The sequence below is a fragment of the Aquabacterium sp. genome (genome assembly GCF_050725395.1).
In the GTDB taxonomy this organism is placed as follows: Bacteria; Pseudomonadota; Gammaproteobacteria; order Burkholderiales; family Burkholderiaceae_C; genus Aquabacterium.
Window position 1 is genome coordinate 154,794 of the sequence record NZ_JBOHHL010000005.1, and the last position, 14,107, is coordinate 168,900.

10 protein-coding genes are annotated in these 14,107 nt (G+C 65.4%); 8 read left to right on the forward strand and 2 right to left on the reverse strand.

The features are described 5' to 3' along the window. Positions 1–2: 2 nt before the first annotated feature. On the reverse strand, positions 3–2,975 hold the full coding sequence (locus ACREB4_RS05425; protein WP_431587179.1) for a hypothetical protein: 2,973 nt from the start codon (positions 2,973–2,975) through the stop codon (positions 3–5). Positions 2,976–3,109: 134 nt separating this feature from the next. Here ACREB4_RS05425 and ACREB4_RS05430 point away from each other — a divergent pair, with 134 nt between their 5' ends. From ACREB4_RS05430 to ACREB4_RS05440, 3 genes are read left to right on the forward strand one after another with little or no spacing between them, the layout of a single operon-like run. Beyond that, positions 3,110–3,916 carry a gamma-glutamyl-gamma-aminobutyrate hydrolase family protein gene (locus ACREB4_RS05430; RefSeq protein ID WP_431587180.1) on the forward strand — a complete coding sequence of 269 codons (807 nt, stop codon included), beginning with the start codon at positions 3,110–3,112 and terminating at the stop codon, positions 3,914–3,916. 15 nt (positions 3,917–3,931) lie between these two features. Then, positions 3,932–5,299, forward strand: coding sequence for a glutamine synthetase family protein (locus tag ACREB4_RS05435; protein WP_431587181.1), 1,368 nt, complete (start codon positions 3,932–3,934; stop codon positions 5,297–5,299). Positions 5,300–5,312: 13 nt separating this feature from the next. After that, positions 5,313–6,707, forward strand: a complete 1,395-nt coding sequence (locus tag ACREB4_RS05440; RefSeq protein ID WP_431587182.1) for an aspartate aminotransferase family protein — start codon at positions 5,313–5,315, stop codon at positions 6,705–6,707. A 6-nt stretch (positions 6,708–6,713) separates the two neighbouring features. On the opposite strand, the gene ACREB4_RS05445 is transcribed toward ACREB4_RS05440, so the two are convergent. Then, positions 6,714–8,558: a hypothetical protein gene (locus ACREB4_RS05445; protein WP_431587183.1), complete on the reverse strand. Its 1,845-nt coding sequence runs from the start codon at positions 8,556–8,558 to the stop codon at positions 6,714–6,716. Between the two features lie 217 nt (positions 8,559–8,775). Between ACREB4_RS05445 and ACREB4_RS05450 the strand changes: the two genes are divergently transcribed. Genes ACREB4_RS05450 through ACREB4_RS05470 form a run of 5 tightly spaced genes read left to right on the forward strand, consistent with a single transcriptional unit; the run spans position 8,776 to position 14,106 of the window. Continuing rightward, positions 8,776–9,885 (forward strand): polyamine ABC transporter substrate-binding protein, encoded by a 1,110-nt coding sequence (locus tag ACREB4_RS05450; RefSeq protein ID WP_431587184.1) that lies wholly within the window; start codon positions 8,776–8,778, stop codon positions 9,883–9,885. Then, positions 9,882–10,895 carry an ABC transporter ATP-binding protein gene (locus ACREB4_RS05455; RefSeq protein ID WP_431587185.1) on the forward strand — a complete coding sequence of 338 codons (1,014 nt, stop codon included), beginning with the start codon at positions 9,882–9,884 and terminating at the stop codon, positions 10,893–10,895. Before ACREB4_RS05450 ends, ACREB4_RS05455 begins: the two co-directional genes overlap by 4 nt. 9 nt (positions 10,896–10,904) lie before the next feature. Beyond that, positions 10,905–11,774 carry an ABC transporter permease gene (locus tag ACREB4_RS05460; RefSeq protein WP_431587186.1) on the forward strand — a complete coding sequence of 290 codons (870 nt, stop codon included), beginning with the start codon at positions 10,905–10,907 and terminating at the stop codon, positions 11,772–11,774. Next, positions 11,771–12,616 (forward strand): ABC transporter permease, encoded by an 846-nt coding sequence (locus ACREB4_RS05465; RefSeq protein ID WP_431587187.1) that lies wholly within the window; start codon positions 11,771–11,773, stop codon positions 12,614–12,616. Before ACREB4_RS05460 ends, ACREB4_RS05465 begins: the two co-directional genes overlap by 4 nt. 47 nt (positions 12,617–12,663) lie before the next feature. Further along, positions 12,664–14,106, forward strand: coding sequence for a DUF3138 family protein (locus ACREB4_RS05470; protein ID WP_431587188.1), 1,443 nt, complete (start codon positions 12,664–12,666; stop codon positions 14,104–14,106). Position 14,107: the final 1 nt, after the last annotated feature.

The following is a 14,107-nucleotide window of genomic DNA, read 5'->3' on the forward strand; positions in this document are numbered from 1 at the left end:
GATCAGGGGCGTGCGACCCGAACGAAAATGGGCCCGCCCACCTCCGAGAGCGGGCACCGGTCGCGTCCGTCGCCGCCCACGGGCTGGCAAGCCACGGCATTGCCCTCCATGTCGGTCACCCAAGCCTTGGGGGGAGAACTCGTGGTGCTCAGTGTCGTGATGGCATCGACCTCGTCCGTGCTGCTGTTGTCAGACCAGACAACGTAGACAGGGTCCTTGTCGTTCGCCGAAAACTTCATCGCTTGCACGCGTGAGGGAAGGCCGGTCGCCATGCCTTCCAGTTTGCGGCCATTGGCCACGCTGAACAATTGCTTGATGGCGTTGCCGGCGGGGCGGTATTGCCCGAGGCTGTCCAACAGTCCGTAGTAGGACTCGCTGCTGAGCGAATTGTCGCCTCGGTCACGCAGCGAATACAGCACGTGCAGCGGGCGGTTGGTAGCCCAGCTGTTGAGCACGTGCCTGAGCTGGATGCGCGCCTGCTTTTTGCGATTCGCATCGTTGGGCACGTTGGTCGCCAGGCCCTCGGTGAAGTTGGAGGCTGCGGTGCCCACTTCGGTCACCCAGAACGGCGTCTGGAAGTTCAGGGTCTTGCGCATGTACGCGGCGACCCCCGCCAACTCCACCGTCTTCAACTCCGGCAGATCGTGCTGATAAGGGTGGTGTCCCACCGCATCGGCCTTGCTGGTAACGGGGGTGGCGGCATAGCCTCCAGCCGCGGCCACTTTCTTGAGGTACTCGGTGTCGAATTGCGAGCTGTCGGTGGTCAGCGCGAGACCGCCGGACACCACCTTGAACAAAGGGCTGACCTGCTTGATGGCCACCGAGGCCTTGCTCAGCAAATCGGCGTAGTCGCTTTCGGCATTGATGCCACCGGGCGGATCACTGGGCAGCGGCACCCAATTCTTGGCTGCCACATTCTGCTCATTCCAGATTTCGAAGGTGACGCGGCCCAGTTGGTTCGGGAAATTGTTCTTGACCTCGGTGGCGGCTCGGGTGACGAAGTTCAGGAATGCCGTCTGGTTGGTGGTGCCTGCATGGATGGCCGACTTGTCGGTCGCGCCTGAATACAAGGTGTTGTTGTAGTCGAGGATGACGATGGGGTCGACCGTGGGGCTGGGCAGCGCCATCAAGGACTGCATCGGGGTGATGTAGTTGGTGAAGTTGTAGACCCCGGCGGTCTTCTCGATGCTGGCCCAATAGAACTCGAAACGGACTTTCCTGAAGCCGATGTCGCGGGCCAAGGCCGCGTCACTCGCGGGGGATGCCACGCCGGTGTTGAGCAGCGGGTCGGCGTAGACCGCACGCCAGTCCGCGCTGACGGGCGTGCCAGCGACCAGGTCCAGGGCGTGGTCGGCTTTCACACGTTCCGGCGTGCTGGCATCTTGGGGCGCGTACACATGTTCGTCCACGTACAGCGACTTGATCTGCACTTCGACCTCCGAGGAGCCTGGGGTGGGCGAGGCGGCCACGATTCCACCCATGCCATTGGCGCTGACCACGAAGATGAAGCGCTTGATGGCGTTGTAAATGGACGGGGTGCCGGTGCGTTCCAGCTTCACCGTGTGCTCGACCCAGCCTGCGTCATCGACGACGGCCAATGGACGGATGGCCCGTGCATCGAAGGCCTGTTCGGCCTCGTCATTGAATTGCAGGTTGAGGTTGTAGCCCAACGGCAGCTTGGCCAGGAAGTGGAGCGTCTGGCCGTTCGTGGGGCGCCCGCTGGGCAAGCCGATGGACATGCCCGCGATGGTTTTGCCGGCGCTGGGTGTGAACTTGAAACTCCGCACGCCATCTTGTCCCGCGGCGACAGCGGTGTTGGTGGCCACGGTGGCGGCCGCCCAGTTGGAGACGGACACCGCTGTGGCGGAATTGGTGGCCAAGTAAGGCAGATTGCCCAGCGACTCCAGCGGCGAAGGTGCGTGGTCCAACAAGTCGATGTCTTTGAAATAGGCTCGGCCGGAAGACGCGCTGGCGGTGGAGTTCACCACCAAACGGATCTCCTTGAGGGGCAGGTCGATGATTTTGTTGTCCGTGACGCCGGGGACGCCGCCCCAGGCGCCGCTGTGTGAATAGAGCTTGACGAGGTGTGTGGTCCAGCCCTGGATGTCCGCAGGGGTTTGCTTGCGGTTGACGAGAAAGGGGAACACCTCGCCATCCTTGTCCACCACCCGCAAATACGCGTTGTTGGCGACGGGGGCGTTCATCTTGAAGCGCACATAACTGGTCTCCGACCGGGCGGAGGGCAGTGTTGGCGTCATGTTGAGGGCGATCATCTGGCCGGGACCCGTGAAAGAGAATTCGAGAACCTGGATGGCGTCACCCGAGTACGCGGGCCCTGATGGCCACAAGCTGACCACGGCACCTGCGCTGGCCTCGGCTGCCACGGATGACAGCGTCAGCGATGGCGACGGCGCTTCTGGATAGGCGGATGAGGGGGCGTACGGGAGGATTTGAACGCTGCGAACATAAGCCACCCCTTTGTTGTGAGCGGCGCCATCGGCGATCAGCTTGATCGTCTTGACGGTGACATTGGTGGGCAGCGTGAAGGCCAAGCTGTGGCGGGACCAGCCCTGGTCGTCCAGGGATGAGGCAGAGCGGTCGATCATGCACAGTGCATTGCCTGTGTTGCAGGGCACGACCTGGTCGGTTTGCCCGTTGGTGCCGATGATTTGAACGCTCAGTTTGTTGTCCAGTGGCGCGCGGACCGACAAGGCCAGGTAAGCACCGGTCTTGGGCTGGCTCAAAGGCAAACTCAAGGCAGCGCTGCCGCCGGCTGTGAAGTCGAATCGCAGGCCTTGGAGGTTGTCGCCATTGTTCATGGCCTGTGTGATGGCTGCGCCGTTGGTGCTGGCGTTGACGGTCGCACCGCCTTCCTGGTAAGTGGTCAGGTTCGTGAAGTTGGTCCCGGCCCAGGTTGGGGCGCAAAAGAATGCGGACAGCCCGATGGCCACCGCCATGCGATATTGAAGTGTCATGGATGCTCTTCCCTGTGTTTGACGTTTGCGGGCATTGTCGGCATTTACTCCGGGAGACCTGTGTTCAGTTGTAAGCTCGGGCCTTGTGGCAATGCGCCGCTGCATGGCATGCCACTTGCGGGTTCTTGAGCATCATGCAAACTGAACAGATGGTTCCTCATCCTCTTGTCCTGGTCCCCGCCTGCCAAAAACCGGTCGGCAGCCTGACTTGCTACACCGTCGGCCAGAAATACGTGGACGCTGTGCGGCTGGCGGGCTGCGTGCCCCTGGTCGTGCCCGGCGCCACGCCGGCCGAGCTCGATGCGCTGCTGGCCATCGCCGACGGCATCCTGCTGACCGGCTCGCCCTCCAACGTGCACCCCAGCCATTTCGGCGAAGAGGTCCACGACCCTTCCCTGCCCCTGGATCCCGAGCGCGACGCCTGGACCCTGCCCATCGTGCGCCGCGCCGTGGCCATGGGCCTGCCGCTGCTGGGCATCTGCCGTGGTTTCCAGGAAGTGAACGTGGCCTTGGGGGGCTCGCTGCACCAGGCCGTGCACGAACAACCCGGCCTGAACGACCACCGCAGCGACGAAACCCTGCCCTTGGACGAGGAATACGGCTTTGCCCACACCGCGAAGCTGGTGCCCGGGGGCTTCCTGGCACAGACCCTGCAAGGTCTGCCCGACAGCATCGTCAACCCGCAAGGCGAATTCCAGATCAACAGCCTGCACGGCCAGGGCGTGAACCGCCTGGCGGCCCTGCTCAAGGTGGAAGCCCGCGCGCCCGATGGCGTGGTCGAAGCGGTCAGCATCGCCGACCCGGTCCATCCCGAAGCCTTCAGCCTGTGCCTGCAATGGCACCCTGAATGGAAGGCCGCCGACAACCCGGTGTCGATGCGCATCCTCGAAGCTTTTGGCAAGGCGTGCCGGGCGTGGCATGCTGGCAAGCAAACATCATGAAAACGAAGGGACGCAATGCAATCCAAGGATCCCAGCAGTTTCGGCGAGCTGGAGCAATGGCTCAACCAGCGGCACGTCACTGAAATCGAATGCCTGGTGCCCGACCTCACGGGCGTGGCGCGCGGCAAGATCCTGCCGCGCGAGAAGTTCACCGAGGACCGGGGCATGCGCCTGCCCGAGGCCATCGTGGCCATTGGCGTGACGGGCGAGTTTCCCTCCGAGGGGCCCTACTACGACGTCATCACCCCCACCGACCGGGACATGCACCTGCAGCCCGACCCCAGCACCGTGCGCATCGTGCCCTGGGCCACCGACCCCACCGCGCAGGTCATCCACGATTGCTTCGACCGCGAAGGCGCGCTGATCCCCTATGCGCCGCGGTCCGTGCTCAGGCGGGTGTGCCAGTTGTTCGACGACGAAGGTTGGTCGCCCGTGGTGGCGCCCGAGCTGGAGTTCTACCTGATCGAACGCAGCATCGACCCCAACCAGCCACTGCGCCCGCCCCGTGGCCGCAGTGGCCGCGCCGAGACCTCGCGCCAGGCCTATTCGATCGACGCGGTGAATGAGTTCGACCCGCTCTTCGAAGACATCTACGACTACTGCAAGAAGATGGAGCTGAACGTGGACACGCTGATCCACGAAGTCGGCGCCGGGCAGATGGAGATCAATTTCTTCCACGACCACCCGCTGGGCTTGGCCGACGAGGTGTTCTTCTTCAAGCGCACCATCCGCGAGGCCGCGCTGCGCCACGAGATGTACGCCACCTTCATGGCCAAGCCCATGGCCAACGAGCCCGGCAGCTCCATGCACGTGCACCAGAGCGTGGTCAGCAAAGAGACGGGCCGCAACATCTTCAGCAACGAAGACGGCACGCCTTCGAAAGAGTTCTACTGGTACATCGGCGGCCTGCAGCGCTATGTGCCGGCGGCCATGGGCCTGTTCGCGCCCTACGTCAACTCCTACCGGCGCCTGGCCCGCGCCACGGCCGCGCCCATCAACACCCAATGGGGCGTGGACAACCGCACCGTGGGCTTCCGCGCGCCCCTGGCCACGCCGGCCGCGCGCCGCATCGAGAACCGCGTCATCGGTGCCGATGCCAACCCTTACGTCGCCCTGGCGGCCACGCTGGCCTGCGGCTACCTGGGCATCAAGAACAAGATCGAGCCCTCGCCCGAATGCCGCGGCGATGCCTACCTGGGCGACTTCCAGCTGCCCCGCAGCCTGGGAGAAGCGCTGGGCCTGCTGCGCGAGCAATCCGACCTGCACGATGTGCTGGGCAAATCCTTCATCACGGTCTACACCGAGATCAAGGAAGTCGAATACGCCGAGTTCATGAAGGTGATCTCACCGTGGGAGCGTGAACACTTGCTCCTGCATGTCTGAACGGACCACCACCATGCCCCATACCCGCACCACCGCAGAGTGGCAAGCCGCCGACGCCGCCCACTTCCTGCACCCTTTCACCGACTTCAAGGCCCTGGCCGCCAAAGGCTCGCGCATCATCACCAAGGCCGAGGGCATCCACCTGTGGGACAGCGAAGGGCACAAAATCTTCGATGCCATGAGTGGCTTGTGGTGCGTGAATGTGGGTTACGGTCAGCGCGCGCTGATCGACGCCGCCACGCGCCAGCTGGAGACCTTGCCCTTCTACAACGCCTTTTTCCAGACTGCCACGCCGCCGGCCATCGCGCTGGCCGAGAAGCTGGCGCAGCTCAGTCCGCCGGGCTTCGAGCACGTGTTCTTCACGGGCTCGGGCTCGGAGGGCAACGACACCATCGTGCGCATGGTGCGCCGCTACTGGGACCTGCTGGGCCAGCCCGAGCGCAGCGTCATCATCAGCCGGCAGAACGCGTACCATGGCTCGACCATGGCGGGGGCGTCGCTGGGCGGCATGGTCGACATGCACACGCAGGGCGGCTTGCCCATCCCGGGCATCGTGCACATCGACCAACCCTACATGGCCGAGCACGCCAAAGCCGGTGAAAGCCGTGACGACTTCGGCCTGCGCGCGGCGTCGTGGCTGGAGGCCAAGATCCAGGCCATTGGTGCGGACAAGGTGGCGGCCTTCATTGGCGAGCCCATCCAGGGCGCGGGTGGCGTCATCATCCCGCCCGACACCTACTGGCCCGAGGTCCAGCGCATTTGCGATCGGCACGGCATCCTGCTGGTGTCCGACGAGGTGATCTGCGGGTTCGGCCGCACGGGCGAGTGGTTCGGCTGCGAACGCCTGGGCTACCAACCCGACCTGATCACCTTCGCCAAGGGCATCACCTCGGGCTACATCCCCTTGGGCGGTGTGCTGGTGGGTGAGCGCGTGGCGCGCGTGCTGATCGAGCAGGGCGGCGATTTCAACCACGGCTACACCTACAGCGGCCACCCGGTGGCCTGTGCCGTGGCCCTGGCCAACCTGCAGCTGATCGAAGAACAAGGCCTGGTGCAACGGGTGCGTGACGAGACCGGCCCCTACCTGGCCCGGCAATACGCCAAGCTGGCCGAGCACCCACTGGTGGGCGAGGCCGAGACCTGCGGGCTGATGGGCGCCATCCGCCTGGTCAAGCGCAAGGCGCAGCTTGACCAGCCCGCCGAGGCCTTTGCCGGCGAGCACTCGGTGGGCATGCTGTGCCGCGCGCATTGCTTCGGCAACGGCCTGATCATGCGCGCCGTGGGCGACCGCATGATCATCGCGCCACCCTTGGTGCTGAGCTGTGCGCAGATCGACGAGATGGTGACCCTGATCCGCCGCTGCCTCGACCTGACCTGGGCCGAGGTTCAACAGCGCGGCCTGGTGTAGGGCCCCTCAGCGGTTCAGGTCTTCAAAGGGCTCGTGCACGTCCAGCAGCACGTTGAAGGCGCCCAGCGCGCCGTTGTCGCCATTCACGAAGGTGGCTCGGCGCGCGTCCAGCGAGACCACGGGGTTCTGGCCGACGACGAGCGCACGGTGGCCGGTCAGCACGATGGCGCTTGATTCGCTGATGCCGTAAACGCCCGTTTGTGGGCGCTGCGCCCCGATGCCGTAGAGCCGGCCCCAGCGCTTGTCGATCTGAAGGCGCGGCTCGAAGGCGGCGCCCCGCACCAGGCCCAGGCCGGGCTTGAGCACCGCGTGCCGGGTGGTGAAGGCGGCGATGGCGTCGTCGGCCGAGGCGTCCTCACCGATGGCGTCGAAGTGCTCGCCGGCCGCCGCCGTCATGGCGTGGTCCAGCATCACCACGCCTGCGCGGCGCAGCGCCTGGTCGACAAAGGCGCGGAACTGGAGGTCGCCCAGGGCGCTGTCCAACAGGGACTGGTCGCCACCCACCAGCAGCACGCCGGCCAGGTTTTGAAGGGATGTGGCGTTCAGAGGCGCTTGGCCATGGACCACCGTGCGGGTCGTGCCCCGCCAGCCTGCGGCGACCAAGGCCTGGGCGTAGAGGCTGGCACTGGCCTGCGCATCGGCGGGTGTGGCGTGTCCTGCCGCGACCACCACGAACTGGCCGCCCACGCGGTGCCGCGCCGAAGCCAGGCGCACCAAGGTCTTGATGACGGGACCTCCCAGGTCTTCCGACACATCGCCGCCCAGGATCAAGGTGGCGGGATGGCGAGCGCGGAGCGTCAGGGCTGGGTCGTGCCGACCGCCACGCCAGGGCAGCGGCCGGCCTGCCAGCCAGGGCGTGCGAGCCCACAGGTCGAAGCCGATGCCCTGGCCAGGCGGCAGCAGGTGGGTCAGGATGCGGCGGGCCGACAGCGCCGAGTTTGGCCCGCGCCAGGTGTGGCGTGCCCCAGCGGTTTGGAAATCAACCACCACGCCCGAGGACACGCCGGACACGGCACCCAGCCAGCGGTCGTGCGTGACGGCGCCGCCCGTGTCGTAGTCGAAGCCCAGGCCGAGCAAGCCACCCTGGCCGAGGGCATCGACCGATTGGGCCGACGCGTTGAGCATGCGCCCCAGCCGCCCACGCGAGTAGACGTGCTCGTCGATGAGGAGCCGGCGGGAGCCGAAGATCAGCCCGCGTGAGGTGTCGGGGGTGCCGAACCAAAGGTCGATCGAGGCCTTCTGCAAGGCGTTGGTCGAGTCGCCCGCCTCGGTGTAGCCCGCGTTCAGGGCCAGCGACTGGATGGCGGCGCCGGCGCTGGTGCCCCCCACGACCAAGCCACGCTGGGCGCCCACTGACAAGGCCGCTTCGGCCGGGGTCTTGGCCAGGATGCGCATGGCGTATCCCTGGTCGCCCCCCGTGAAGAACACACCGTCGAGCACCGGTTGGCTCAACGCGTTGACGATGGCGGGGTTGCTGGCGTCGGCCGCCACGTACAGGGGTTGCGAGTCCACGGCGCACCCGGCAGGGAAGGCGACTTTGTCGACCACGGCGTCGCAGGCGTCCTGGAGGGCCTGAACGTCTTCGGCCAGGATGCCGGGGTCTTCTGGCAGCACCGGGTCGTCGGCGAAGGCGGCAGGCAGCACGGTGATGTTGACCGCCGGGCCGCGCGCATGCTTGATGACTTCGGTGGCGAAGCCGCGCAGCGCGGTGTCGTAGCCGCCGCCGATGGGGTAGAGGTGGCGCTGGGGCACGCCGTGTGCGTGAACGCCCGTGGCGCCCAGCAAGGCCAGGCAGCCAAGCCAGGTGGCGGCCTTTGAGGGCGCAAGGCGGAACAGGTCTCTGAATGACATGGCGGGCTCCCTGATCGTGGTGCCTGAAGCGGCCCGCGGATTTGACCGCGAAAACGGCCCGGCGAGAAGGCCCCAAGTGGTGACCGGATGTAGCCCGACTGTTGGCAATTCCCCAACGCCTCCAAACGGATGCCGGCAGGCCCGTATCTTGCGAAACAATACGCCTCACCACCTTGGGCCCGAGACCCGAGCGACCACATTTCAGGAGAGCGACTTCATGATCCGTCCCACGACGCTGGTTCTGTCAATCTTTTCAGCCCTGTCTCTGCTGGCCACCGTGCCCGCCCGTGCCGACGAAGAGAAAGTGCTCAACGTCTACAACTGGTCCAACTACATCGCACCCGACACCATCGCCAATTTCGAGAAGGAATTCGGCATCAAGGTGCGCTACGACAACTTCGACAGCAACGAAGTGGTGCACGCCAAGCTGGTGGCCGGCAAGACGGGTTACGACGTGGTCATGCCCTCGTCGTACTGGGCCAAGATGCAGGCCGATGGGGGCCTGCTGCAAAAGCTCGACAAGTCCAAGCTGCCCAACCTGAAGAACCTCGACCCGCAATTCCAGGCGCAGCTGGCCAGGCTCGATCCTGGCAACCAGTACATGGCCGACTGGCTCTGGGGCTTCACCACCGTGGGCATCAATGTCGACAAGGTCAAGGCCGCGCTGGGCAGCACGCCCATGCCCGACAACGCCTGGGACCTGGTCTTCAAGCCCGAGTACATCAGCAAGCTCAAGAGCTGCGGCGTGTCCATCCTGGATGCCGCCAGCGAAGTCATCCCGGCCTCGCTGCACTACATGGGCAAGCCCGCCTACAGCAAGAACATCGCCGACTACCAGGCCGTGGGCCCCATGCTCAAGGCCATCCGCCCTTACGTGACCTTGTTCAGCTCGTCGGGCTACATCAACGACATGGCCAACGGCTCGATCTGCCTGGCGCTGGGCTGGTCGGGTGACATGAACATTGCCCGCGCCCGCGCCATCGAAGGCAAGACCGGGCAGAACATCCAGACCCTGATCCCCAAGACCGGCGGCGTGGTGTTCATGGACACCATGGTGATCCCGGTGGATGCGCCGCACCCCGACAACGCGCACAAGTTCATCAACTACATCATGCGGCCCGAGGTGCACGCGGGGCTGACCAACAAGGTCTTCTACGCCAACCCCAACCTGGCCGCGCGCAAGTTGCTCAAGCCCGAGGTGGCCAACGACCCGGCCGTGTTCCCCTCCGAGTCCGACATGAAGAAAATGGCCATGCCCGAGGCCATCAACAACGATTTGCGCCGCCAGATGACGCGCATCTACACCTCCTTCAAGACGGGCCTGTGAGCGCTTTCCTCAGCATCAGCGAGGTCGTCAAGGACTTCGGCGCCAGCGCGGGCGGCGCGCCTTTCAGGGCGGTTGATCACGTGAGCCTGGAGATCGCGCAGGGCGAGATCTTCGCCTTGCTCGGCTCCAGCGGCTGCGGCAAGTCCACGCTGCTGCGCCTGCTGGCGGGCTTCGAGACGCCCACGTCGGGCAGCATCCTGTTGAACGGGCAAGACCTGGTGAAGCTGGCGCCGCACGAGCGGCCGCTGAACATGATGTTCCAGTCCTACGCCCTGTTCCCGCACCTGAGCGTGTGGGACAACATCGCCTTTGGCCTGAAGCGCGAAGGCCTGCCCAAGGCGCAGGTCAGCGAGCGGGTCGAGGCCATGCTCAAGCTGGTGCAGCTGGGCAAGCTGGCGCAGCGCAAGCCGCACCAGTTGTCGGGCGGGCAGCAGCAGCGCGTGGCCCTGGCCCGCAGCCTGGCACGCCAGCCTTCATTGTTGCTGCTGGACGAACCCCTGGGCGCACTCGACAAGAAGCTGCGCGAGGAAACCCAGATCGAGCTGGTGCACATCCTCAAGTCGGTGGGTGTGACCTGCGTGATGGTGACCCACGACCAGGAAGAGGCCATGACCATGGCCGGCCGCATCGCCGTGATGAGCGAAGGCCGCATCCTGCAGGTGGGCGCGCCGCGCGACATCTACGAGAACCCCGCCACGCGTTTCGTCGCCGAATTCATCGGCAACGTCAATGTGATGGAAGGCGCGCTGGCCGTGCGCCCCGAGAAGATCCGACTGGGGCGCCACCTCCCGCCCGCACAGCCACTGGTGCCCCTCAACCAGGTGCAGGGCCGCGTGCGCGACATCGCCTACTTCGGCAGCTACACGGTCTACCACCTGCAACTGCCCAGCGGCCAGACCTTGAAGGTGAGCCAGAGCAACAGCGAACGCCACCCTGATGACACCCTGGCCCAAGGCGATGAAGCCTGGGCGTGGTGGTCGCCTTCAGCCCAAGTGGTGCTGACCCGCTAGGCCGCGCCCATGAAAGCGCTCGACCGCACCATCATCGGCATTCCCCTCGTGTGGCTGCTGCTGTTCTTTTTGCTGCCGTTCCTGATCGTGCTGCGGATCAGCGTGTCCGACATGGACATGGCCGGCAAGCTGGCCGGCTTCAAGCTGTCCAACTACAGCTTCCTGGCGCAGGACGCGCTGTACGTGAAGACCTACCTGGCCAGCCTGAAGTACGCCGCCATCACCACGACCGTGTGCCTGCTGCTGGGCTACCCCTTCGCCTACTTCATGGGGCGCGCCAGCAAGGCGGCGCAACCCGCGTTGCTGATGATGGTGATGCTGCCCTTCTGGACCTCCTTCCTGCTGCGCGTGTACGCGTGGAAAGGCCTGCTGGCCGAAGGCGGCTGGGTGGCCGTGGTGCTGAATGCCTTGCACGTCGACCAGGTGCTGGTGGCCTTCGGGGTGACCGCCGGGCCGGGGCAGTACCTGAACTCGGCGTTCTCATTGGTGCTGGGCATGGTCTACGCCTACCTGCCCTTCATGATCCTGCCCCTGTACGCCAACCTCTCCAAGCAGGATGGCCGCCTGTTGGAAGCCGCACACGACCTGGGTGCCTCGCCCTGGGTGGCCTTCTGGAAAGTGACCGTGCCCTTGTCGCGCCCCGGCATCCTGGCGGGTTCGATGCTGGTGTTCATTCCTTGTGTGGGCGAGTACGTGGTGCCCGAGCTGTTGGGCGGCCCGCAGACCTTGATGATCGGCCGCGTGCTGTGGGATGAGTTCTTTGCCAACAACGACTGGCCCATGGCCTCCAGCGTGGCGGTGGTGATGGTGCTCTTGATCCTGGTGCCGCTGGCCTTGTTCAGCCAAGCCAAGGCCGATGAGCAGGAGGCCCGCGCATGAGTGCCGGCCACCCCCAACGCCGCGCCTGGTTGCCGCTCGGCTGGATGGCGGCGGTGTTGGCCTTCCTGTACCTGCCCATCGTGGCCCTGGTCGGCTATTCCTTCAACGATTCGCCCCTGCCCACCGTGTGGGGCGGTGCCACCCTGAAGTGGTTCCACGAGCTGGCGAACGACCGCGAGATCCTCGAGGGCCTGTGGCTGTCGATCCGCATCGCCTTCATGACGGCCACGGCGGCCACCGTGCTGGGCACCCTGGCCGCCTTGGCCCTGACGCGGTACAGGCGTTTCCTCGGACGCACGCTGATGGTCGGCATGGTCAACGCACCGCTGGTGATGCCGCAGGTCATCGTCGGCCTGTCGCTGCTCTTGATGCTGGTGTCGGTGCAGCGCTGGCTGGGCTTCCCCGAGCGGGGCATGGGCACCATCTGGGCGGGCCACCTGCTGGTCGGCATGGCCTATGCCACGGTGGTGGTCCAGGCGCGCCTGCAAGGGCTGAACCCGCAGCTCGAAGAAGCCGCCCTCGACCTCGGCGCCAAGCCCGTGCAGGTCTTGTACCTCGTCACCTTGCCCATGATTTCGCAGGCCCTGCTGTCGGCCTGGTTGCTGACCTTCACCCTGTCGCTGGACGACGTGGTCTTGGCCGCCTTCCTGTCCGGGCCCGGCTCCACCACCTTGCCCCTGGTGATCTTTTCGCGCGCCAAGCTGGGCGTCGATCCCAGCGTGAACGCGGTGGCCACGGTGGTCATCGCCGTGGTGTCGTTGGCCGTGATCGGTGGCAGTTACGCGCTGGCCCGCGCCGAGCGCCGCAAGGCCCGTGAGACCGCGCAAGCCGCCCGATCCTGACGACATCCAACAACGAATCAACACACCCATTTCAAGGAGGTTTGCCCATGATCCGCCCCACACGCCTTGCCCTGTTGCCCGTGGCCCTGGCCGTCTGCCTGGCCTTCCCCGCCGTGGCCCATGCCGGTGTCAACGAAGACATCCTCAACGAGCTGAAGGCGCTCAAGTCGCGTGTGGCCGAGCTGGAAAAGAAGCTCGAAGCGCAGGACGCCAAGATCGCCGAAACCCCGCAGGGCATGACGGAGCAGCAGCAACAGGACTTCAACCGCATCGCCGTCAAGGCCGAGGCCATGGAAGACTCGCGCGATGCCCTGGGTTTGAAGAACCTGAAGATCAGCGGCTACATGGACCCGACCTTCATCTACAACCAGCGCCAGGACCGGGCGGGCTTCCAGTTCCTGAACCGGGTGGACTTGGGCAATGGCGGCGATGGCTACAACTACGACAACTCCTACTTCGGCGCGGCGGTGATCGACTTCACCAAGGAGACCGACGGCGGCTCGCGCTGGCGCCTGACCCTGGCGCCCAACCGCGGCGTGGGCTCGGTGTTCGATGGCAATTCGCCCATCCACGAGGCCTCGGTGTCCATCCCGCTCACCGACCTGCAGACGCGCCTGATCGCGGGCCAGATCCCGGACTGGTCGGGCTACGAGTACCTGCAGCCCACCTTGAACAAGCTGATCACCCACAACCTGCTGTTCGACTTCACCCTGCCCACGGCCTACACCGGCGCGGGCCTGGAGGTCACGCGCGGCAAGTGGCTGAGCAAGGTCGTGCTGGCCAATGTGAACGCCAGCAAGCGCGGTCAGCGTGAAACCTCGCCGGGCCTGGCCTACCGCGTGGACTACGCCAAGGGCGAGTTCCAGGGGTTTGGCTTCGCGGGGGTGCATGGCAAGGCCGCCAACTTCCGCGCCTTCGATGACGATGGCAATGCCGCGATCAATCCGATCTCGGCAGAGGCCTACTCGACCAGGGACACGCGCATCGATCTGTTCGAACTCGATGCCTACTTCATCCGGGGTGACTGGACCGTGCAAGGACAGGTCAGCTATGGGCGCCAAGCCAATGCGGCGGTATCGGCCGATGCCGCCACCGGTGATCTGCGCGACTCGCACTGGTGGGGCGTGTCGGCCCTGGCCGCCTACAAGTTCGAACCGCGCCTGGAAGGCACCGTGCGCGCCGACTTCATCAACAACCGCAAGAACGGTGGCGGCTTGTTGGGCTACACCGCCGCAGATGATCGCAATGGCCTGGGGCCGGCGGTCTCGGGCTTGGACATCAATGGCGATCCCATCTATGACACGCCCGACCGTGGCGTCAACCGCAGCGCGCTCACCTTCGGCCTGAGCTACCTCTACAACCTGAACACCACCTTCAAGTTCGAGTACCGCTTCGACCACGCCAGCGGCCCGGTGTTCCTCGATGCCAAAGACGGCGGCTACAAGAAGAACAACCAGCTGATCGGCACCTCGGTGCTGGTCAGCTTCTGAA